General features: G+C 56.4%; 21 protein-coding genes. 6 read left to right on the forward strand and 15 right to left on the reverse strand.

The window, feature by feature from the left end; genetic code table 11:
- Position 1: 1 nt before the first annotated feature.
- The 3 genes from VO84_RS16460 to dapA all read right to left on the reverse strand — a co-directional run bounded on the left by VO84_RS16460 (position 2) and on the right by dapA (position 2729).
- Positions 2 to 1354, reverse strand: a complete 1353-nt coding sequence (locus tag VO84_RS16460; protein WP_231738016.1) for an RNA polymerase sigma factor — start codon at positions 1352 to 1354, stop codon at positions 2 to 4.
- Position 1355: 1 nt separating this feature from the next.
- Positions 1356 to 1733: a YciI family protein gene (locus VO84_RS16465; RefSeq protein ID WP_058188849.1), complete on the reverse strand. Its 378-nt coding sequence runs from the start codon at positions 1731 to 1733 to the stop codon at positions 1356 to 1358.
- Between the two features lie 75 nt (positions 1734 to 1808).
- Positions 1809 to 2729 carry a 4-hydroxy-tetrahydrodipicolinate synthase gene (gene dapA, locus VO84_RS16470; RefSeq protein WP_058188850.1) on the reverse strand — a complete coding sequence of 307 codons (921 nt, stop codon included), beginning with the start codon at positions 2727 to 2729 and terminating at the stop codon, positions 1809 to 1811.
- Between the two features lie 86 nt (positions 2730 to 2815).
- Between dapA and VO84_RS16475 the strand changes: the two genes are divergently transcribed.
- On the forward strand, positions 2816 to 3874 hold the full coding sequence (locus VO84_RS16475; protein WP_058188851.1) for a hypothetical protein: 1059 nt from the start codon (positions 2816 to 2818) through the stop codon (positions 3872 to 3874).
- A 528-nt stretch (positions 3875 to 4402) separates the two neighbouring features.
- Here VO84_RS16475 and VO84_RS16480 read toward each other — a convergent pair.
- The 7 genes from VO84_RS16480 to VO84_RS16510 form a co-directional block, all read right to left on the reverse strand.
- On the reverse strand, positions 4403 to 5080 hold the full coding sequence (locus VO84_RS16480; protein WP_058188852.1) for a 4-hydroxy-tetrahydrodipicolinate reductase: 678 nt from the start codon (positions 5078 to 5080) through the stop codon (positions 4403 to 4405).
- A 101-nt stretch (positions 5081 to 5181) separates the two neighbouring features.
- Positions 5182 to 6600 (reverse strand): lysine-sensitive aspartokinase 3, encoded by a 1419-nt coding sequence (gene lysC, locus VO84_RS16485; RefSeq protein ID WP_058188853.1) that lies wholly within the window; start codon positions 6598 to 6600, stop codon positions 5182 to 5184.
- A 28-nt stretch (positions 6601 to 6628) separates the two neighbouring features.
- Positions 6629 to 7702 (reverse strand): aspartate-semialdehyde dehydrogenase, encoded by a 1074-nt coding sequence (asd, locus tag VO84_RS16490; RefSeq protein ID WP_058188854.1) that lies wholly within the window; start codon positions 7700 to 7702, stop codon positions 6629 to 6631.
- 120 nt (positions 7703 to 7822) lie between these two features.
- Positions 7823 to 8134 (reverse strand): YciI-like protein, encoded by a 312-nt coding sequence (locus tag VO84_RS16495; protein WP_058188855.1) that lies wholly within the window; start codon positions 8132 to 8134, stop codon positions 7823 to 7825.
- Between the two features lie 10 nt (positions 8135 to 8144).
- Positions 8145 to 9149, reverse strand: a complete 1005-nt coding sequence (locus VO84_RS16500; RefSeq protein ID WP_058188856.1) for an isocitrate dehydrogenase (NAD(+)) — start codon at positions 9147 to 9149, stop codon at positions 8145 to 8147.
- Positions 9146 to 9616 (reverse strand): transcriptional regulator NrdR, encoded by a 471-nt coding sequence (nrdR, locus tag VO84_RS16505; protein WP_058188857.1) that lies wholly within the window; start codon positions 9614 to 9616, stop codon positions 9146 to 9148. Before nrdR ends, VO84_RS16500 begins: the two co-directional genes overlap by 4 nt.
- Positions 9617 to 9669: 53 nt before the next feature.
- Positions 9670 to 10854 (reverse strand): DegT/DnrJ/EryC1/StrS family aminotransferase, encoded by a 1185-nt coding sequence (locus VO84_RS16510; protein WP_231738018.1) that lies wholly within the window; start codon positions 10852 to 10854, stop codon positions 9670 to 9672.
- A gap of 246 nt (positions 10855 to 11100) precedes the next feature.
- Between VO84_RS16510 and hfq the strand changes: the two genes are divergently transcribed.
- Both hfq and hflX read left to right on the forward strand, forming a co-directional pair.
- Positions 11101 to 11427: an RNA chaperone Hfq gene (gene hfq, locus VO84_RS16515; RefSeq protein WP_058188858.1), complete on the forward strand. Its 327-nt coding sequence runs from the start codon at positions 11101 to 11103 to the stop codon at positions 11425 to 11427.
- Entirely contained in the window at positions 11417 to 12844 is a 1428-nt protein-coding gene (gene hflX, locus VO84_RS16520) for a GTPase HflX (protein ID WP_408033315.1), read from the forward strand. Before hfq ends, hflX begins: the two co-directional genes overlap by 11 nt.
- Before the next feature lie 7 nt (positions 12845 to 12851).
- Here hflX and VO84_RS16525 read toward each other — a convergent pair whose 3' ends face one another.
- Complete coding sequence (locus tag VO84_RS16525) at positions 12852 to 14315, reverse strand: VWA domain-containing protein (protein WP_197414085.1); 1464 nt, start codon at positions 14313 to 14315, stop codon at positions 12852 to 12854.
- 178 nt (positions 14316 to 14493) lie between these two features.
- Here VO84_RS16525 and VO84_RS16530 point away from each other — a divergent pair, with 178 nt between their 5' ends.
- Positions 14494 to 15078: an NUDIX domain-containing protein gene (locus tag VO84_RS16530; protein WP_231738022.1), complete on the forward strand. Its 585-nt coding sequence runs from the start codon at positions 14494 to 14496 to the stop codon at positions 15076 to 15078.
- Positions 15079 to 15695: 617 nt separating this feature from the next.
- Here the strand turns inward: VO84_RS16530 and VO84_RS16535 are convergent.
- Together VO84_RS16535 and VO84_RS16540 are read right to left on the reverse strand one after the other, a co-directional pair.
- Positions 15696 to 16172, reverse strand: coding sequence for a hypothetical protein (locus tag VO84_RS16535; RefSeq protein ID WP_058188860.1), 477 nt, complete (start codon positions 16170 to 16172; stop codon positions 15696 to 15698).
- Between the two features lie 150 nt (positions 16173 to 16322).
- The gene (locus VO84_RS16540) at positions 16323 to 17459 is read right to left on the reverse strand and encodes a citrate synthase (protein ID WP_058188861.1); all 1137 of its coding nucleotides are present in this window, start codon (positions 17457 to 17459) and stop codon (positions 16323 to 16325) included.
- Between the two features lie 274 nt (positions 17460 to 17733).
- Between VO84_RS16540 and VO84_RS16545 the strand changes: the two genes are divergently transcribed.
- Positions 17734 to 18714, forward strand: coding sequence for a hypothetical protein (locus VO84_RS16545; protein ID WP_058188862.1), 981 nt, complete (start codon positions 17734 to 17736; stop codon positions 18712 to 18714).
- Positions 18715 to 18813: 99 nt separating this feature from the next.
- Here the strand turns inward: VO84_RS16545 and VO84_RS16550 are convergent, their stop codons facing one another.
- Positions 18814 to 19017 (reverse strand): hypothetical protein, encoded by a 204-nt coding sequence (locus tag VO84_RS16550; protein ID WP_058188863.1) that lies wholly within the window; start codon positions 19015 to 19017, stop codon positions 18814 to 18816.
- A gap of 318 nt (positions 19018 to 19335) precedes the next feature.
- Between VO84_RS16550 and VO84_RS16555 the strand changes: the two genes are divergently transcribed.
- Positions 19336 to 19902, forward strand: a complete 567-nt coding sequence (locus VO84_RS16555) for an AlbA family DNA-binding domain-containing protein (RefSeq protein ID WP_058188864.1) — start codon at positions 19336 to 19338, stop codon at positions 19900 to 19902.
- Positions 19903 to 21564: 1662 nt separating this feature from the next.
- On the opposite strand, the gene VO84_RS16565 is transcribed toward VO84_RS16555, so the two are convergent.
- Positions 21565 to 21900 carry a GIY-YIG nuclease family protein gene (locus tag VO84_RS16565; protein WP_058188866.1) on the reverse strand — a complete coding sequence of 112 codons (336 nt, stop codon included), beginning with the start codon at positions 21898 to 21900 and terminating at the stop codon, positions 21565 to 21567.
- Between the last annotated feature and the right edge of the window lie 29 nt (positions 21901 to 21929).

A 21929-nucleotide genomic window follows, 5' to 3' on the forward strand; every position in this document is an offset into this window, starting at 1 on the left:
GCTACTCACTCCTTAGCGTTGCGCGTTTCGCCTCCAGAAACTGCTGCACGCTCGGGTCGCGCTCCATGCCAATCGCCACCTCGTAGGCGTGGAGCGCTTCCTCAATCGCGCCGGTTCGAGACAGTAACTCAGCCCGCGCAGCCCAGTAAGGCTGATACTCCGTCACGCGCACATCCGCACTCACCTCAGCCAGGCATGCCAGTGCCTTCTCCGCGCCCGCAACCTCCGCCACCGCCAGCGCCCGATTCAGCGCCGCAACCGGCGAACCGGTCAGCGCCACAAGCGCGTCATACAACTCCACCACCGCCTGCCAGTTGGCGTGCCCGGTCCTGCGCCGCTCCACATGCGCGGACTGAATCGCAGCTTCAAGCTGATAGCGCTCGATCCTGCCCATGGCGCCCGCCTGCCGCAGCGCAATCTCTGCCTGCTCAATCCTCTTCTCATCCCACAGAGATATATCCTGCTCGGCAAGCGGAATGTATTCGCCATCCCGTCCTCGCCGTGCCGCCCGCCGCGCTTCCGCATAAAGCATCAGCGCCAGCAGCCCCCGCGCCTCAGGCTCGCCAGGCAGCAGTTCCGTCACCAGCTGACAAAGATAGATTGCCTCTTCTGCCAGATCACGCCGCGCCACATCGGTCCCCGCAGCATCCATCCAACCTTCAGAAAACGCTGCGTAGATTGCATCGAGCACAGCCTCCAGCCGTCCATCCAGCTCCGCGCGTTCCGGGATATGAAAGGGAATTCCCGCCTGCCGAATCTTGGTCTTGGCGCGCACCAGCCGTTGCCCCATAGCAGTCGGAGACATCAGAAAGGCTGAAGCAATCCTCGCCGCATCCAGTCCCAGCACCGCCTGCAGCATAAGTGGCGCGCGAATCCCCGCATCAATCGCCGGGTGCGCGCAGGCAAACAGCAGGGCCAGCCGCCGGTCAGGAATTTCGTCCGCCTCAGCCGCCGCCGAAAGGCTTGTCGCCATCGTCTCCAGCGCATCCGCCCCGGCCTCACCGCGCCGTCTGCGCACACCGTCCACCAGCTTGCGCCGCGCCACAGTCAGCAGCCACGCCTCCGGATTCACCGGAGAGCCTTCGTTCGGCCAATGCACCAGCGCCTCGGCAAAGGCATCCGCAAGCGCGTCCTCAGCAGCAGCCACATCGCCCGAGCGCGCAGCCAGAAAAGCCACTAGCTTGCCATAGCTACGCCGCGCCGCGGCTTCCGCAGTCTCCCGCGCCAAAGCGCTGTCATACGCGTCGTTCATGCCGCCCATTGTTGCAGGAACCGCCGTAAAAGGATGTGGACCCGGCTCTTCCGCAGCGCCAGGCGCAAAGGAAGAACCGGGTCCATTCTGGATTGCCGTCACGTTAATCCGCGGCGACTGCCGCCGTTGCCTGGCTCATATCCCAGACCGCACGCACTTCCACCGTGCCGTGGTGAGCGCCGGGGCAGCGTCCAGCCCACGCCAGCGCCGCATCCAGATCTGGCGCCTCAATCAGGTAGTAGCCGCCCAGCTGCTCCTTTGTATCCGCAAAAGGCCCGTCGAGAACCTGTGTCTTTCCATTGGTTGCGTGCACTTTGGTCGCCGTCGCTGCGGGGCGCAACCGGTTAGACCCGATAAATACGCCGGCCTCTTGCAGAGCCTTGGAGTACGCAAAATACGCCGCTGCACCCTGCTGCTGCTGTTCGGGAGACATCTTGTCCCACTGTGAATCGTCGCTGTAAAGCATAAAGAGATACTGCATGGGATTCCTCCGTTGAAGAAGTTTTGACTTTCACTCCCATGACGCGCAAGGGGTCGCCATTTCGACAACCGGTTCTTAGAAAAGTTCGTTTCCGGTATTCGGCAAATGTTTCAACAACCCCAGCTCGCCCGCCACACGCTCCAGCTTGTAGCGCGTTTGCGGATCGGGAGGCACCAGCGGCAGCCGCACCGTATCGTTCGCCTTGCCCATCAGGTTCAGCACTGTCTTCACCGGCCCGGGGTTCGAATCCCAGAAATTCGCCTCAAACAGCCGTGTGTAGCGCCGCTCAATCTCCCGCGCCTGCGTCCAGTCATTCATCAGCGCCGAACGCACCATCCGGCCCAACTCCGCCGGCGCTTCATTGGAGGCCACGCTGATCAGCCCATGCGCTCCGGCAGCAATCGACGCCAGCGCCAGATCGTCCTCGCCGCTGAAGATCCTGAATCCACGCGGCAGCAGATGCGCCAGCTGCGTAACCTGCGCCACTTTGCCGCTCGATTCCTTAATAGCCTGAATATTCGGCGCATCGCCGGCCAGCCGCGCCACGGTCTGCGGCTCCAGGTTCACCCCGGTGCGCCCCGGTACGTTGTAAAGAATCACAGGCAGCGGATCCACAGCCCGGGCCAGCGCCAGGAAATGCTGATACTGACCCTCCTGCGAGGGCTTGTTGTAATACGGACTTGCGGAAAGCACTCCGCTTAACCCCGAAACCTGCCGCAATCTGCCGGCCAGCCGCAGCAGCACGCGCGTCGAGTTATGTGAGCATCCGGCCCACACAGGCACACGTCCGCCCGCTGCATCCACCACGATATGGACAACATTCAGCAGCTCGTCCTCATCCAGCGTCGCCGCCTCGCCCGTCGATCCGCAGGCCACAAGGAAATCAATTCCTGAGTCCACCTGCCAGTCCACCAGCGCACGCAGCGCTTCTTCATCTACCGAACCATCCACCCGGAAGGGCGTAACGAGTGCCGTACCGCAACCTGTCGTTTCCATAACAGCTCAGTTTATAACGCGCAGCATGACGGCCCTGTGAATCGCCCAACCTGTAACGAGACGCGGCGCACTGCTACTCTTGCACCATGAAGAAGCCCGCCATCATTCTTCTCACCGCGCTTCTATCCGCCGCACTCTCCCACGCCGCAAAAGAGGAGCCGGTAGACATCATCGCCAGCCACTTTGTAAATCTCACCACTCCACACGGCTCAGGCCAGCTTCCCATGGATTTTTCTCTCGACTGGGACAAACCACAGCCGCAGGTCACGCGCGCCGTGATCCTCTTTCACGGCAAAGGACGCGACGTGGATGGCTATTACCGCGCCCTTCGCAAAGCCGCCGAGCAAGCCGGAGGCAACGCCGATTCGACCTCCATCCTGATCGCTCCTCAATTCCTGAATGAAGAAGATGCCAGGGCCCATCACCTGCCGGACACCATCCTGCGCTGGCCCGAAGGCACATGGGAGTCCGGCCGCGAAGCCAGCGGACCCGCCACCGTCAGCGCCTATGAAATCATCGACGCGCTCGTGGCCCACTTCGCTGACCGCAAGCTCTATCCCAATCTGCAGACTATCGTTCTCGCCGGCCACTCCGGCGGCGGCCAGGCCATGCAGCGCTACGCCATCGTCGGCCACGCGGAGCAAATGGCAGGCGCCGGCATTCACGTTCGCTACGTCGTCGCCAATCCGTCGTCATATATGTACTTCACAGACGATCGCCCTGTTTTCAGCGCAAATACTGTGCGCTATATGCCCGCAAGCGAAGCCGCCTGCCACAACTTCAACCATTGGAAGTTCGGCCCGCTCAACATCCGCGAAGAATATGTGCGCTCAAGCGCCGAGCCGGGCTGGCAGGCAATCGAAGACGCCTTTATCCGCAAAGATGTGACCTATCTGCTCGGAACCGCCGACATCGATCCGCACGAAAAGGACCTCGACATAACCTGTGCCGGAGAACTGCAGGGGCCGAATCGCCTCCTGCGCGGCCGCGCGTACTACGCATGGCTCCACGCACGCCACAAAACCGAATGGAACCAACATCTCTGGTTCGTGCCGGACATAGCCCACTCCGGCGGCAAGATGTTCACCTCAACCTGCGGCGTAGCATCGCTCTTCCAGCATTCCACCTGCCCCGATCAACCATGAGCCGCTGTGGTGGCCCACGCTTTTTCTGTAACCTGTAGTTACTTTCGTCCATTGTCCTTTCGTACCGTCCTCCACCCAAAGAAAGTTTGCGTGCAATTAAGGGGTTTTCTGAAACACTCATAATCAGCAGAAGAAACGGCCGCGGCCCGAATCCCAAACGGATTCGGGCCGCGGCCGTTTCAGGGAGCCAGCCACCCACCCCCCTCTCCCATCCCCTCTGCACCAGAAACGGTGCAAAACAGCACGCGGAAAGGAAGCAATCCAGAAAATGAGTGTGGAATAAAGTGCATTAAGGCGGCAACAAGGCAGCATTAAGACACCTTGATTTTGCTCGTAACTTATTCATTAAAAATTGGTTATATGTAAAATCAACAACAAAACAAAATCTTCGATACAGAATCTGTAATTCTGTATTTCTGTACCTGCAGACGCACCCTCCCGGATGAGTCGCTAAAGGTATGAATTTGCTCGATAACCGGAGTTAGGAGAATGAACGCAAACCGTTCTCGCTGGCGGGACCAGGCTGAATCAGAGTTGCTCGAATATATCCCGGAAATTCCACGCGCCCGACTTCTGGTGCGCCAGCCACTCCGCCGCACGAACCGCACCCAGGGCAAATCCACGCCGGCTGGATGCGTCGTGTCTCACCTCGATGAGATCGACGTCGGACTTGGCAGTCACCACATGCTCGCCGCTGGCATCCCCTTCGCGGTGCGATGTGATGGGAATTTCGACGCCGGGGTGAGCCGCGGAAACAATCTCTTGCAGCGTAACCGCCGTGCCGGAGGGCGCATCGAGCTTCGTCGTATGATGCGTCTCGCGGATAGAAAATGTATAGCCGTCTAGCTTCGCCAGCTCTGCGGTCAGCCGGAAGAGCTTTTGCACGCCGATCGAAAAATTCGCCCCATACAGCAGGGATCCGCCGCGAGAGGTCTTCGAGCGCAGCTCATCCAGGCTTGCGTACCACCCTGTTGTGCCCACAACAATCTTGCCGCCCAGCGCCATCACCGCGCGGATATTCTGCACCGCCGACTCGGCATTGGTGAAATCAATCACTGCATCCACGCCCGCCAGCGTAGGAGCCGTAATCGATGCCGCGCCCCGGTTCTCTCGGAGGTCCAGCACGCGCACGCCATGCCCACGCTCGCGAGCCACTTCAGCTACCAGACTGCCCGTCTTGCCCTTGCCCAGTACGAGAAACAGCATAAGAACGCTCCTGGCTATCAACTTCTAGCTCATGTTGCGAGAGCCAAAGCAGCTGGCTCTTCTTTCAAACAAAATTGCGATCTGCACAGACAAGCTAAAAGCTAGGAGCTAAAAGCTGCTTTTCGTGCTTCAACGTCAAAAATCTCTGGATCAGGATCCTGGAAGAAGGCCGCATGCAGCGAGCGCACCGCCTCATCAGCATCTTCCTCGTCAATCATGAAACTCATGTTGATTTCGCTCGCGCCCTGCGAAATCATTCGCACGTTAATGTGCTTCACCGCTCCAAAGACCTGCGCCGCCATACCGTTCTGACCGCGAATATCCTCGCCCACCATGCACACCAGAGCCTTCTTGCCCTCGTACTTCACATCGGCCAGCTTGCTCAGGTCGGCGGCAATCGCCGGCAGCTTGTCGGTCGAATCCACGGTAAGCGAAACCGAAACCTCGCTCGTCGAAACCATGTCGACAGCACACTGATGCCTGTCGAAGACGGTGAAGATTTCTTTGAGATACCCGTGCGTCATCAGCATCCTGCTCGCCACCACATCAATGATGCTCAGCTTCTTCTTCACGGCAATCGATTTGAAAGGGGTCTTGCAGTGAGGCGCGAGCGAAATGATCCGCGTGCCTTCGTTCGTGGGGTTCTTGCTGTTGAGAACCAGCACTGGAATGTTCTTCTTCACCGCCGGCAGAATCGTGGCAGGATGCAGTACCTTAGCGCCGAAGTAGGCCAGCTCCGCTGCCTCTTCAAAGCTGATCACCTTCACCCGCAAAGCATCGGGGCAAACACGCGGATCGGATGTCATGATGCCATCCACATCCGTCCATATCTCAATCGCTTCGGCATTCAGCGCGCCGCCAATCAGCGCGGCGGTGAAGTCAGAGCCGCCGCGTCCCAGCGTCGTTGTAATGCCTGCTTCATTGGAGCCAATAAAGCCGCCCATCACCGGCACCTTGCCGCTATCAAGAAGAGGCCTCAGTTGCTCTTCGGCGCGCTTCTCAATCGCCGCATCGATCGGCATAGCCTTCTGAAACTGCGAGTCGGTAAGGATGATCTGCCGCGCGTCCACCGCTTCTGTATTGATGCCGCGCTCACGAAAGGCCGCCGCAATCATGCGGCTGGAAAGCCGCTCGCCATGGCTCACGATCAGGTCAGAAATGCGCGGCGTCATCTCCAGGATTGCAGCCAGCCCACGCAGAATCTCGTCCAGACCATCAAATTTCGCATCAATCCACTTCTGCAGCTCGGCGGTTTCCTTCGGGTCTTTTACCAGAGCGGCAGCCGTATCCCTGTGCCGGCAGCGCAGCCGCGAGCTGATCGATAGCGCCCCGGTCTTGTCGCCCGCAGCCGCGCTCGTGCCCGCACGCAGCAACAGGTCGGTGACCTTGGCCATGGCGCTCACCACCACCACCGGCTTCTTGCCCGCGGCCACACGCCCCGCAACAATAGCAGCGGTGCGGCCGATAGCCGTCGCATCTTCCACCGACGTACCGCCAAACTTCATCACCACCAGGCTCATGCGTGCTTTCTCATTTCTCCAGTTCTTCTTAAGCGTGTGCGACTGCTGCCACAGGTTCCAGCTTGCCAAGGCTCGCCAACAGCTCTGCATTCAGAATCGCCGCGCCGGCCGCGCCGCGCACCGTATTGTGCGAAAGCACCGTAAACTTCCAGTCCAGGATGCCGCACGGTCTCAGCCGGCCCACCGTCACCGCCATGCCGCGTCCGCGATTGCGATCCAGCCGTGGCTGCGGCCTGTCCTCCTGCGGAGCCCACTCGATAGGTTGCTCCGGCGCCATCGGGAGCTTCTGTCCCTTGAGCGGCTGAAACTCCGCCCACGCTGCAAGAATCTCCTCGCGCGTGGCCGGCTTCTTCAGCTTGATAGAAACCGATTCCGTGTGCCCATCTTCCACCGCGACGCGATTGCAATGCGCACTCATCCGCGCCGCCAACGGCGTGACACCATGGCTTTCGAGCTTACCCAGCAGCTTCAGTGTCTCGGCCTCCATCTTTTCCTCTTCGCTCTTGATGTACGGCACTACATTGCCCAGAATGTCCATCGAAGGCACGCCCGGATAACCTGCGCCGCTCACCGCCTGCATCGTTGTCACGAAGATCTGTTCAATGCCAAAGCGCTCCTCAAGGGGCTTCAGCGCCAGGACCAGCCCAATTGCCGAGCAGTTCGGATTCGTCACCATATAACCGCCGGATTCCTTACGCCAGGGCTGTTCTTCAATCAGGTGCAGATGCTCCGCGTTTACCTCGGGAATCACGAGTGGCACATTCGCGGCCATGCGGAAGGCGCTGGAATTCGACACCACGGCGCAGCCTGCGGCGGCAAACTTCGGCTCCATCTCCTTGGCGATGTCCGAGTCGAGCGCTGCAAAAATGATCTTCGGCGCACCGGCAGGCTCTGCAATTGAAACGCGCATTTGCGCAATGCGCTCCGGCAGCGGCGTGTCGAGACGCCACTTGGCCGCTTCACTGTACAGCTTGCCGCTCGATCGGTCACTGGCCGCAAGCCACGTGATCTCAAACCACGGGTGGTTTTCGAGAAGCTGAATAAAACGTTGGCCGACCATGCCGGTCGCGCCAAGAATACCAATTGGATATTTGGATTGCATGGCTGTAAACACTCCAGTGTACAGGCAAAGCACTTTGATCCGGGAACAGCTCGCAGGGAATGGGCAACAAGGGACGCGGATGGGGAAGGGAAGACTCCGAACGGAGATGCAAAACGGGAATTAGTTGCTGGCAGGCTTCACAGGATTGGAAGCACCCTCACCTGCCACCGTCGTCCATTCCCGGACGTACCAGCGTTTAACCAGACCGTTCAGCACATAGGGATCGGCCTTTGCAAATCGCTCCGCCACTTCGCTCGATTCGCCCTTGAACAACAGTATTGCCTGATCCGTCGGATTTACCAGTGCGCCCGCCATTACCAGTTCACCGGCTTCACTCGCCTTCCATGCCATATCCAGATGCACGCCGCGAAACTCGCCGCGGCGCTCCAGATAATCTGCTTCGAGCTCATAAAACAGCAGAAAGTGCTTCATCGGTCTGTCCTCATTGAGCCATTGCGGCCAGTATCGCATCGGCAAACTGCGAAGTCCCTGCTGTGCCGCCCACATCGCGCGTCAGCGTCTTCTTCTCCGTGTATACCGTTTCCAGAGCCTTCTGCACTTGGTCAGCAGCGTCGCTTTCGTCCAGATGGCGCAGCATTAGAATCGACGACTGCAACAGCGCAGTCGGGTTGGCAACGTCCTTGCCGGCAATATCCGGCGCCGAGCCGTGCACTGCCTCAAAAATCGCGCAGTCCACCCCAATGTTCGCGCCGGGAACCAGGCCAAGCCCTCCTACAAACGCCGCGCAAAGATCGCTCACAATATCACCGTAGAGGTTTTCGAGCAGCAACGTGTCGTATTGATACGGATTCATCACCAGCTGCATGCAGGTGTTGTCGATAAGGTGCTCGCCATATTGAATCTCAGGAAAACCTTCTGACACCTTCCGTGCGCACTTCAAAAACAGCCCGTCGGAGAGCTTCATGATGTTCGCCTTGTGAATCGAGTGAATCTTCTTGCGCCCGTGCTTGCGTGCATAGTCAAAGGCGAACTGCGCGATGCGCGTCGAGCCTTTCTCGGTGACGATCTTCAGGCTCTCCACCACGCCGGGAACGACTTCGTGCTCAAGGCCGACGTACTCACCCTCGGTGTTTTCGCGCACAATGATCAGGTCCACGCCCGGATAGCGAGTTTCAAGGCCGGGCAGATTCTTGATAGGCCGAAAGTTCGCATACAGTTCGAACTTCTTCCGCAGGGTCACGTTGATGCTCTTGAATCCGCCGCCTATCGGCGTCGTCACCGGTCCCTTCAGCGCCACCTTGTTGCGCTCAATGGAGGCGTACAGCTCCGCTGGAATATATTCGCCGTGAATCTCGAACGCCTCTGCTCCCGCGGCAAACCGCTCCCACTCCCACTTCACGCCGGCCGCTTCCAGAATTCGCACCACCGCCTGTGTTACTTCCGGTCCAATCCCGTCTCCGGGAATCAACGTAACTTTATGCGTCATTTCTTCTTCGCCTTATGTCCTTCCAGCAGTCCTTCCAGCTCTTCCTTAAACTCGCGCACGTCCTTGAAGTCCCGATACACGGATGCAAACCGGATGTATGCCACCGTATCAAGGCCCTTGAGGTGGCTCATAAGCAACTCGCCGATCTCTCGCGTCGTTCGCTCGCGCTCCGGCGAATCCACGAGAAAGCTTTCTGCGGCATCCACAATTGTTTCCAGTTTTGAGGAAGCCACCGGCCGCTTTTCGCATGCACGCAGCAGACCGCTCAGGACCTTGTGCCGGTCGAATCGCTCGCGCCGCCCGTCCTTTTTGACGACCATGTATGGAATCTCGTCGATGCGCTCATAGGTGGTAAAGCGCCGGGTACAGCGCTCGCATTCGCGCCGCCGGCGGATCGAATCCGCCTCTTTGCTCTCGCGCGAGTCGACCACCTTATCCTGAGTAAATCCGCAATAAGGACACTTCATGTTGTGTTGATTCTAAATGTTGAATTCACAGAAGAGTTGTGTCCGATGGCACTCTAGCTCAGGAACTCCGCAATTGACCTGACAACAGCCTGCTGTTCTTCCTCCCGGATCTCCGGAAAGATCGGAAGCGCCAGCACCTCGTGCGCGGCGCGCTCAGCTTCAGGAAAATCGCCCGCTTTGTAGCCCAGCGGTTGCAACGCCTCCTGCAGATGCAGCGGCACGGGGTAGTAAATCTCCGAGCCGATCCTGCTGGCAGTCAGAAATTCGCGCAGCGCATCGCGCTTTGCCGAGCGAATCACATATTGATGCCACACATGCTTCGCGCCGCCTGCTTCAAACGGTAAGACGACTCCATCCCGCGGATAAGGTCCGGTCTCCACCAGTCCCGCAGCGCGAAAAAGTGCATCGTATCTCGCGGCTACTGCCCGCCGAGCTTCATTCCAGCTGTCAATATGCTTGAGCTTTACCGAAAGCACAGCACCCTGAAAGCCATCCATGCGCGCATTCCATCCAACTTCGTCGTGATAATAGCGTCGCCGCATTCCATGCTGACGTAGCATTCGGATGCGTTCGGCAAGCTCATCGGAATTGGTAGTCACCATGCCGGCATCTCCGGCCGCGCTCAGGTTCTTCGTGGGATAAAAGCTGAAAGCAGCAGCATCGCCAAGTCCTCCAGCCTTTACGCCCTTCCACTCTGCACCCCACGCCTGCGCTGCATCCTCGATCAGCTTCAATCCATACCCATGTCTCAGGGCGTTAAAGGCGTTCCAGTCTGCGCATTGTCCATAGATATGCACCGGCAGAATTGCCTTTACACTTGTGCCGCGCTTACTCGCCAGGACTACCTGCGCCGCGCCTGCATCGAGGTTGAAGGTGACTGGATCAATATCTGCGAGCACTGGCTTGGCTCCAGCGCGAAGAATAGCGCTGACGGAGGCGAAAAAACTGAAAGGCGTGGTAAGGACGCCTTCTCCGTGGCCAATTTCAGCTGCTGCAAGGGCCAACCACAGGGCATCTGTGCCGGAGGAGCAACCGATGGCATGCTTCACGCCTAGCTGTTCCGCAGCGGCGACCTCAAAGGCCTCAACCGCACCGCCCAGGATGAACTGCCGGCTATCCAGAACTCCAGTGAGCGCCTCTAGCAGTTCCTGGCGAAGCGGGGCGTACTGGCGTTCCAGGTCCAGCATTGGCACATTCAAGGCATTCTCAGTCGCCTTCATAGGTTCGCGCTCGACCATAAGTCCTCATTCATCCTACCAGCGGTTAGCGTAGTAAGTTCTTGCCACATAAGCCAATTGCCGTCAGTATCCGCACCGATATGTGCAACCCCTGCCAGATTAGAACCATCCAAAACTCTATAATGTTGTCATATTGCGGGAATTTCCGGCCTCGGGATTTCTGGTGCTGGCCCCGCGTCCATTTGTTTTTGTAAGTGAAGACAACAAAAGCATCACCAACCCGAAGAGGAAGCAGGAGATCGGCACATGGAGAATAAGCCGGCACAAAATATTCAGGATACTTTCCTGAACACTGTCCGTAAGGACAAAACCCCCATCACAATTTACCTGGTCAGTGGAGTCAAGCTCACCGGCAAGATTCGCTCCTTTGACAAGTATTCCGTGCTGCTCGAAAACAACAGCCAGGAACAGTTGATCTTCAAGCACGCGATTTCGACTGTTGTGAGCAGCCGCAACGTGCTTCACACTGAGCATCGCCCGCCCGCCACCCATGCGGGTCTTGGCACTGGGCCTGCCTCGGTTTCTGTGGCTTCCCCCGCAGTCGCCGGCGGAGCCGTTGCAGTTGGCGGTTAACGAGAGCAGAATCGCACTCGGCTCAACTCGCGCCGAACGCGCCATTCTGGTTGGGGTAGAGTTTACCCTCCGTTCTCGGATCAAGCGCGCCGGGGCTGATGGTGCGCGCGCGGCTTTGCGTGTGAATGAATCCGCCGATTCTACGGCGGATTCATCCCCATCATCAGGGGTTTCTGCAGTGGGCTTGGATGCCGAGGAATCCCTCGCCGAGTTCCGCGAACTTGTTCTCTCGGCCGGCGGCGAGATCGTAGCCGAGCTGATACAGAGCCGCGCTAAGCCTGACCCTGCCACGCTGATCGGTTCAGGCAAAGTCGAAGAGATTGCCGGTATCGTAGCGTCTACAGAAGCAGATCTGGTGCTCTTCGATCACGATCTGACGCCAACGCAGCTTCGCAATCTCGACTCTGCGCTCCCCTGCCGTGTTCTGGATCGCACGCAGCTTATTCTCGATATTTTTGCCCGCCATGCCCGCACGCGCGAGGGCCAGCTACAGGTCGAGCTTGCCCAGCTTGAATACATGCTTCCGCGCTTGACGGGACGCGGCAAGGCCATGTCACAGCTCGGCGGAGGTATCGGCACCCGCGGACCGGGTGAGACGCAGCTTGAAATGGACCGGCGCCGTATCCAGCGCCGCATCGATCATCTAAAGCTCGACATCGAAAGCGTTCGGCGCGTTCGTCGGCAGCAGCGCCAACGCCGCGAAGCAGTTCCGGTGCCCACGGTTGCGCTTGTTGGCTATACCAACGCCGGCAAAAGCACTCTCTTCAACCGCCTTACCGGCGCACACGTGCTTTCGTCGTCGCGGATGTTCGCCACGCTCGATCCAAAGGTTCGCGCCATCGAGCTGCCCAGCCGTCGCAAAGTCCTGCTTTCTGATACCGTTGGCTTTATCCGCAATCTGCCGCACACGTTGGTCACCAGCTTCCGCGCTACCCTTGAAGAAGTCCAGGAGGCCGAGGTCCTGCTCCACATCCGCGACGCGGCTTCGACCTACGGCGAAGAGCAGAAAGCGCAGGTTGAAAAGGTCCTGGGCGAGTTGGATTCTCTGCAGAAGCCGCGCATCGAGGTCCTCAACAAGGTTGACCTCCTCGATGCACTGGCTCGGGATGCTCTTTCAAACCGGCTTGCATCGCACCAGGCAGTCCTCGCAGTGACTGCATCGGCCCAGACAGGCGAAGGCGCTGACGCTTTGCTGGCAGCGATCGATGAGGCCCTTCGTTCTGATCCGCTGGTCGACGCCGAGTTCCGCATCCCGCAGCACGAGGGCGCGGTCCTGGCCGCTATCGAGGCAGGCACGGTCATCCACGCTCGTCGGTATGAAGGCAATCTTGTGTACCTCAGCGTAACTGGCTCGGCGAGCCTTGTTGGCCGTTTCCGCGCCTTTCGCATTCAAGACCCTCAGCTCGCACGGCAGTAACGGCCGTCTATTTCTGAGCAGACCCAGCGGCCATTTCAGGCGCATTCGCCAGCATCTTTGCGTCCAAATCCGCCGTTCCCGTTCGCCCATTATCATTAACACGAAGCACGACCCGCACCATCTGCGTTTTGGGCGGAATATGGGCGCTTAGCTTGAATCGTACTTCCTCTTGCACCGCGTCCGGATCCGCTGCGGAAGAATGTAACTCTACCGTTTGAAAGTGCGTAGCCAGAATCTTTTTTCCGTGCGAGAGGCTCAGCATGCCCAGCACCAGGTTTGCCTGTTTTGTGCCGTTTTCTCCGGCCCAGCCTAGATGGCTCGGCTTTACGTGCAGTACAAAGTGCACCGTGCGCATATCGGACTGCCGCATTACATCGCTCACACTCAGTTCCAGTGCATGCATCGGCAGCGTCGCATCATACATGTCGATGGCGATCTGCTGTTGAGGATCAGGCGCATTCTTCGGGAGGGAAAAATAGCCGATTTTCGTAATCACGCGCAGGTTCGGGTTGCGCGTTGTAACGTGTACACTGCGGAATTTGCCATCAATGGCAGTCTGCGAGGGCCTGTAACTTAGCATGTAGTAGCTTGTACCCTGCGCTACGGCTTCACCAATTTCCGTGGAGAGATCATTGCGGTTAAAAAATAGCGAGCCGCCGGTTTCTTTAGCAAATAGCGCAAAGTTCACATCGCCCGTAAACGGCCCATTGTTGCCGTGGTTGGCATCGCGGTCTGTCTGTTGCAGCGTCACGCCATGAGTGCTGATGACCTTCAGTTGCGGAAACACTACAAACAAGCTCACACGAGCCTCTACAAGCAGGTTCGCTGCCGCATGCACATACTGGGCCCAGCCATCCAGGATCGTTCCATAAGCAGCCCGGTTCAGGTTCGGACCGCCGCGTCCCAGCCAGAGCACATTCTTGCGTCCCGGCACGCCGCGGTTCTGCACTGCAATCTGTTTCAGGTTGTCAATCGACTGCCGCGCCCGCTCGCCGTCAAAGTCGCTCTTTGCAAACTTGAACGCATTCGCCGGAGGCACATGATCTACGGCAAAAATCAGATCATCGCGGTTTCGCGTATATCCCTGCACCATCTCCAGAGACGTGTTGGTCGCCACCAGTATCTCCGCCGGAGTTGGCAGCGTAGCGGGTTGCGTGGCAAGGTAATCGTGCGCCGCTTTCTGGAGAAGCGTGAACTCATCTACGCTGTCATTCAACTGATCCAGCACCAGGATGGTCGTCGGCGCCTTGCTCAACCCGCTCTCATCATCGCCATTCGCCACATGCTCCTGCGGCGCCTCAAACGAGAATATCGTCTGCGGTTGCTTCTCTTCCGTAATTGAAAAGTCATCCTTCGTCAGCCCGGTAGTCACCGGATGCCCGCTCTTATCCAGAACAGTCACATCCAGAATTACAAGGGACGTCGTCAGCCGTAATGAAGGCGTGCTGTCTGTGTTGCCTTGCTGCGCCAAGCATTGAGCGGCATTAAAAATCGCGAGCGCGCATGCGCAAATCGAGGTCAACTGGCCTCTTGAGGATTTACCTCTCCGCATTCGTATCCTATTCATGGAGCCTGATGGGTTCATTGTCGCAGATGGTTACGCAGGAAATCGACGTCTGGTTCCTTGCCTGTCATGTCACACTATCTTCGTGACTGAGAAGAACGCCGCCCCCGACTCCATCACCACTGTCTCGTCTCGCGAAGTCTACCGCAACCACTGGATGCGCCTCCGCGAAGACGAGATCCTGCGTTCAAACGGTAAGCCTGGCATCTATGGCGTTGTCGAGAAGGACGATGCCGCCATCATCATCCCCATTGACTCGGGCAATATCTGGCTCGTCGAGCAGTACCGTTACACGATTCAGGAACGCGCCCTTGAGCTGCCGCAAGGTGGTTGGGAGATGGAGGTCGAAAATCCTGAAGAGCTGGCTCGCGGCGAGCTCAAGGAAGAACTCGGCCTGGACGCCGACTCTATGACTTACCTCGGCTGGAACTGGATTGCGTATGGCTTCTGCCGCCAAAAGCATCATGTCTTTCTTGCCACAGGCCTTACTGCAACGGAGACGGACCCTGATGATGAGGAACATGACCTCGTAGTCCGTTCCATGCCCATCGCTGAATTCGAGCAGAAGATTCTCGATGGCATCATTCGCGACAACTGCACTATGGCCGCGTGGGCCATGTATCTTCTCTGGAAGGCGAAGCCGGAAGTTTTACGCCAGAGCGAATCTTGAGCACGTGCATCCCTTGAGATTGGGGGTAAGGTTTCCGCGCCAGATTTCTGCCCGGCGAGCGATCGCATTCTCCGCACGAACTTCTCCCGCGGTATGTGTCTCCCGCAGGGATACAGAATTACAGAATCTGTGGTCTGTAAGGGGGTGGGGTACATTTCAGCCTGAACTTACAGATTTACAGAATCTGTGGAGATGAACCGGTACGGGAGGGAGCTATCCGTTTCTTTTTCAGCGATTTAAGCTCCACAAGGCTTACAGAGTTACATATTTACAGAATCTGTACGCCGCGATTATGTGCATTTTCTGCGATTTTAGTTTTGTAAGTTGATAATTTCATGAGACTTGAAAAGCAGAAATTGAGAAAAAAAAGGGTGCATAAATGCGGTTTTAAACGCCACTTTGAACTCCAATCATGCTGAAATGCTGCTGGTGCGGTCGAACATGCGAAGGCCGGAGTCCGTGAAGGACTCGGGCCGCTTTTTCTGGTGCTCATTATGAGCATGGCACAAAACGACTTAATTGTACGCAAACTTTCTGAAAGAAAATTTGCACGAAAGTATAGTCGATTAAAGTACTGTGGGCTTTGCAGTTTCGGAGACTGTATCGCCGGAAATACCCTAGATGATGCTGCGGAATCTTCTCCATGCTGTCACCGCGAGCAGAATAATCAGAACCAGCGCTGCCAGCTGCGTGATTCCAAAGACCGGTGAGGCTTGGGTGGGCGCAATCGATTTCAAAAATCCAATCTTCTCGAATGACTGCACGATCAGCACAAAAACATTGAAGAACAGCGCGGTTGCAACGGCAGAAACATATAGTCCGCGCAATTTTTTGTTCGAGACTGCCACTCCCGCCACTAGCAGCGCAACCAGCGACAGAACTCCGAGAATAATCCCCGGTGTAATACCCTTGAACGGAAAGAGAAATCCCGTTACATCGGTCAAAATGTTGGCGACAAAGAAGACCGGCGTCCAGAACGTGTGCTTCTTTCTTCCAATCAGCGTACCCAACAGCAGAAAGCCTGCAAGGATTCCAAGCAAGCTCAGCACTACATGTATGCCTGTAAAGAGTCCTGCACTCAGTCCCAGAATCATCCGCGATCTCCTTGCACTTACCCCATATTCATAGTTGTAAAGGGATTCCAGAGTACACGAGACGCGCTCGAGACGCCAAGGAAATCTACCCTTACGCAAGGAAACAGCGGCGCCAGAAACGGATGCCGCTGTTCTGAACGCTGGACTTTGCTATCGCTCTGCTACTGGTTTCCAGTGCGTCGGATATTCGGGGCCGATATACTCTGCGCGCGGACGGATGAGCCGGTTGTCGTCGAGTTGTTCGATGACATGCGCGCTCCAGCCGGCGATGCGGCTGATTGCAAAGATTGGCGTAAACAGATCGATGTCGATGCCGAGCGTGGTGTACGTGGAAGCCGAATAGAAGTCCACATTTGCGTTCAGCTTCTTTTCGCGGTTGATGTAGAGCTCAATAGCGCGGGACATATCGAACCACTTCGAATTGCCCGAATCCTTGCCCAGCTGTTCGCTCATCCGGCGGAGGTGCGTGGCGCGCGGATCTTCTGTCTTATATACGCGGTGCCCGAAGCCAGAGACCTTCTGCTTGGATTCCAGCATCGCTTTCACGTGCTCTACTGGATCTTCTCCGGCCTTATCTATGGCCTGCAGGAGGCGCATTACAGCTTCATTCGCGCCGCCATGCAGTGGTCCCTTCAGTGCGCCAATGGCGCCGGTAATCGCGGAGTGAATGTCGGATAGCGTGGCTGCGATGACACGGGCTGCGAAGGTGGAGGCATTGAGTTCGTGGTCGGCGTGGAGAATCAGAGCAATGTCTAAAGTTTGAGTGGCAGTTTCGCTGGGCTTCACGCCATTCAACATCCACAGAAAATTGGCCGCGTGGGTCAATGACTTATCCGCAGGCACGATCTCCAGGCCCTTGCGGATGCGATCGTAGACGGCCACAATCATTGCAATCTGCGCTGTAAGCCGGAAAGCTTTGCGCACATTGGCATCGTGGGTGTTGTCCTTCTCGTCGGCGTCATAAAAGCTCAGAGCGGAAACCGCCGTGCGGAGGACCTCCATCGGCGTGCCGTTGGTAGGCAGGCTTTTCAAGAGATCAATAATCTTAGGATCGAGTTCGCGTGCCTCGGCTAGCCTGGCAGAAAATTCCTTTAGTTCTTCCGATTTCGGTAGCCATCCGTTCCAGAGCAGGAAAGTTGTCTCTTCAAAGGTCGAGCTTTCGGCCAGTTCATGAATATCGATTCCGCGATACGCGAGCACGCCGGCGTCGCCGTCAATCCAGCAGATTCCCGAGTTTGCGGCAACGATGCCTTCCAGACCCTTACCGGCGACTGCAGCGGTGGACATATCTTTTTAACTCCTGATGATCAAGTCTGGTCTTTCTGTCGTCGAAACGCGCCATGGCATCAACGCCCGCACAGGCAGACAGCGAAAGCTGAGGCAAGGATTCATTTATAAATGAACGGTTCTACCGTTGTCACTGCGGCCCGTTCAGGATGCGGGAACCGTCGTGTGCTGCATCACGGCACTTCTTCTAAATAGCCTCCTTGACACTCCCGGTACAGCCGGTATGCTTAACAGTTCTGGGAATTTGTACTTTTCAGGCCATGGAGGCCCGCTTTTGCAGGTTCGCGTCTTTTATCACGACAAATGCTTTGATGGGGCCTGCTCGGCATCGCTGTTTACGCGCTTTCACCGCGAATGCGTGACCGCAGGCGCCAGCTATGAATACCACGGCCTGGTGCATCGCGCGGGTGCGCTTTTTGACGAGGCGCAGTTTACCGGCGATGAGAATGCTATTGTCGATTTCAAATACTCGTCTTCGCCGCAAATTACATGGTGGTTCGATCACCATCTTTCGGCTTTTCTGACGCCGGAGGATCATCAGGATTTTCTTGCCTGCCAGCAGGATCCGGTGTGCGGGAAACATAAGTTTTTCGATCCGAAATATACGTCCTGTACGAGCTTTCTGGCGCATATTGGAGAGACGAAGTTTGGATTTGATACCAAGCCGGTTGCCGAGTTGATTCACTGGGCGGATATTGTGGATGGCGCGCTCTACGAGAGCCCAGAGTCTGCTGTTGAGATGGCTCAGCCGGCGATGAAGCTGACGCTCATTATTGAGTCGACGGAGGACCCGGGATTTATTCCGCGACTGATTCCGCTGTTGACGGAGATGCCGTTGGCGGAGGTTCTGGCGCAGCCGTTTGTGGCTGAACTGCTGCCGCCGCTGATGGAGCGGCATAAGGCTGCATTGGAGCTGATTCGGAGCCGGAGCGAGTCGAAGGATGGAGTGATTTTCTTCGATATTACGGATCATCCGCTGGAAGGGTTTAACAAGTTCATTCCGTACTACCTGCATCCGGAGGCGGTTTACTCGATTGGGTTGTCTAAGTCGAGTTTCCGGACCAAGGTGGCTGTGGGGACGAATCCGTGGACTAAGAAGGACCCTGCGACGCTGGCGAACCTGGCTGAAATCTGCGAGCGGTACGGTGGCGGCGGACATGCGCGGGTGGGCGCGATCAGCTTTCCGCCGGATCGGGAAGATGCGGCGCGGGTGGCGGCGGCGGAGATTGTGGCGGAGCTGCGGGCACGGAATTGATTTTTGGCGCAATGTCATGAGTTATCCTGTGCTGCACAGATTTCCAAGTGACCTAATTTGTGTTGCTTGCGGACGATTGCACAGTTTTTGGAAAAATCTTTATGCGATCCTCATTCCGGGACTGTGCAACTGTGCAAACCCAGGTTCCCCTAATTCCTTGAGTTGAGGATGTGTCTGGCGACAGTGGGGAAGGGTGAAGAGAAAGTCCGCGACCATGGAGGAAATGGAAGTTTCGTGGGGGTTCGCGTAAGTGCGGGCGGCGGTGTAGACCTCATCCGGGACAGAGACGGTGATGTTGCGCATGGAAAAGCTCCTTTGAGTAAAAACAGAAAGGCCCGAATCCGGTGGGATTCGGGCCTTGTTTTTTTCTACCTGTATCAAGTATGACAGAACGCTAGAAATACTACGCAAATTGTGCGAAGTTTTTGGGGCTTTAGAATCATCGAGTTAAGAAATATTTTTCGGGGAAGGGCTTGACAAGTTTTCCACAAGGGACTGGCGCTCATCGTAAATGATATCCAATCGCATCCTTTTAGCAGGCTTGCACAGTGTGGTGTAAAGGTTAGAAGTTGGCATTAGCAGTTGTGCAGAGTAGAATTCCGGAAAACCGCTGGATACTAAATGGCTAAACGACTTACTGTTGATGAGGTCCTGTATTTCCTTGGTCGTGGCGACTTCGATGAAATAATCGACGCGGTCGAAGATGAGTACCTTGAGTTCAAGGGAGCACCCTACCACCTCGCTTCTGATTCGATGAAGCTCGAATTAGCAAAAGATGTTTCAGCGTTAGCTAATGGTGACGGCGGTCTCATTGTGCTCGGATTTTGTACATCCAAGGATCCGGATAGTTTTGTCGAATTCGTACATGAATGCCGACCGTTTGACCGAAAATTATCCGATCTGGATCAATACGTTAAGGTGCTGGCGGACTGGATCTGCCCCGCAATGAGTTCCGTAGAGCTACTGCCTTTTTCTTCTCGTGCGAATATAGAAAAAATCGTCGTCGCTTTGTTTGTTCCGGCGCGCGAAATCGATCAGAAGCCGTTTCTAGTCAATCGTGCAGTTGACCCGGCTGGCAAAGTGAGAGGAACGCAGTTTGGATATTACGAACGCATAAGGGGATCGTATTCCGGCTGTATCTGCGGAGACATTGAGATCTTACATTCGGGACGGGATGCGCTTCTCTGAAGTCCTGCAGCGCCTTGACTCGATACAAGCATTTCTCGGTAACGTCGAACCCATTGCTCAACAGGGGTAACCGACTCGGAGATCGAAAGCCGTGTAGCCGAGGCCGAGAAGGTTGTTGATCGAGAAACATGGCCGAACATCGTACTGTCAGCGACCGTAGAGGGCTCGTCTACTTTTCCAGCGTTGCTTAGATCTAACTCTGCTGAAGTCCAGCTTATCGAAAGTCCTCCGGTCATGAGACAGGAAGGGTTCGCAATCACCCTAGGCGGCTCACGACAGTCATCCGAAATCATCCAAGGGCGGTTCCGCAGAATTGTCGCGCGAGGTAGTAAACTCCTTGAACTTTGGCAAGATGGTTTATTGGTTACAATTGGTCCCGCAGATGATGACATGTTGTGTTGGTTCACAAGGAGCCATAGGCAGAACAAACCAGGCTTACCCATTCGGAGTTTTGTTTTTGCTGAAGTCACGCTGAACTTTTGCTATTTGGCTCAAGAGGTCTTTACGCATGCCGTTCCGAAGCCCCCAAAGTTGAAATTTACTTTGAAGCTCGACAACATGACCGAAGACGGAGTGCCGTGCACTCTTGGGGTAGGGGACGATCGAGGACCTAATACCTTTCGATCTCCAAACTCAACTCGTACTGCGCCTAACTCTACTCTTACCTCAAGTTTCGTAACTCCATTCGAGAATTTTGATTTATGCCGTGTCGTGTATGAGCTTCTCGGCGGAATCTATGTTCAGTTTGGATTTGGATTGGATCAAATGCCATACATCGATCTCGAACAATCGAGAATTACACGCGAAACTCTATTTCCGAACATGGAGCCTTCAGCCTAGAGCATGGAAAAGCTGAATGAATGTATAGGGGCGCTATTTCGTCCTTGTGATGATTCTGTTTTTGTCGCAAGGATGGGGCCTTATGGGAAGCGCGCGAAAGGCAACCGCAAGAACAACCGCAGATCCTTCGACTCGTTTCGCGCTTGCGCGAAACTTCGCTCAGGATGACACGCTTTTTATGTGGTTTTTGCGGCACGGCTGAAGTTGTGCCCTATTGCGAAGCGAAGAGCAGAAGCAGGTCCTTCGACTCACCACCCCCAAACTGAAGAAAACGTTTGGGGCTCCTTTCGCTCAGGATTACACCCCATTTGAGGTGAGTGGGCGAGAGTGCTGTCCCACCCATTCGGCAAAAGAACGCCGAATGAATGGGGCACCCTTTGCGGTGCGGTGTGGGCGAAAAGCAACTGCAAGGACAACCGCAGGTCCTTCGACTTGTTTCGCGCTTGCGCGCGGAACTTCGCTCAGGATGACACGCTTTTTATGTGGTTTTTGCGGCGCGACTGGAGTTGTGCCCTGTTGCGAGCAAAGAATGAAAGCAGGTCCTTCGACTCACCACCCCCGAGCTGAAAAACGCTCGGGGCCCCTTTCGCTCAGGATGACACCTCATTTGAGGGGAGTGGACGGGAGTGTTGTCCCACCCATTCGGCAAAAGAACGCCGAATGAATGGGGCACCCTTTGCGGTGCGGTGTGGGCGAAAGGCAACCGCAAGAACAACCGCAGGTCCTTCGACTCGTTTCGCGCTTGCGCGCGAAACTTCGCTCAGGATGACACGTTTTTATGGGATAGCTTCGGCGGTGCTTGTGATGAATGTGGGTCGTGGTTCAGGTGTTCATTCTGTCGAGGGAGCGGCTGTGGTCGGCGGGCTCGAGGTCGTACCAATCGCGGCTTAGATCGATCCAGGCGGGGTTGGTTTTTTCGATCAGGGCGATTTTCTTTTCGCGCCGCCAGCCTTTGAGTTGTTTTTCGCGGTCGATGGCTATTGCTACATCCTGATGCGTCTCGAACCAGATTAGACGGTCGCAGTTATAACGCCCTGTGAAGCCATCATGCTCGCGCCATTTGTGTTGGAAGACGCGCTTCTGCAGGTCGCTGGTTACGCCGATGTAAAGCGTATGGCTGCGGCTCGCCATGATGTATGTGAAGTAGCTTGGAGGCATTGCTCTTCATGGTAGGTGGGGAGTGACGG

The sequence above is a fragment of the Occallatibacter gabretensis genome (assembly GCF_001449115.1).
In the GTDB taxonomy this organism is placed as follows: Bacteria; Acidobacteriota; Terriglobia; order Terriglobales; family Acidobacteriaceae; genus Telmatobacter; species Telmatobacter gabretensis.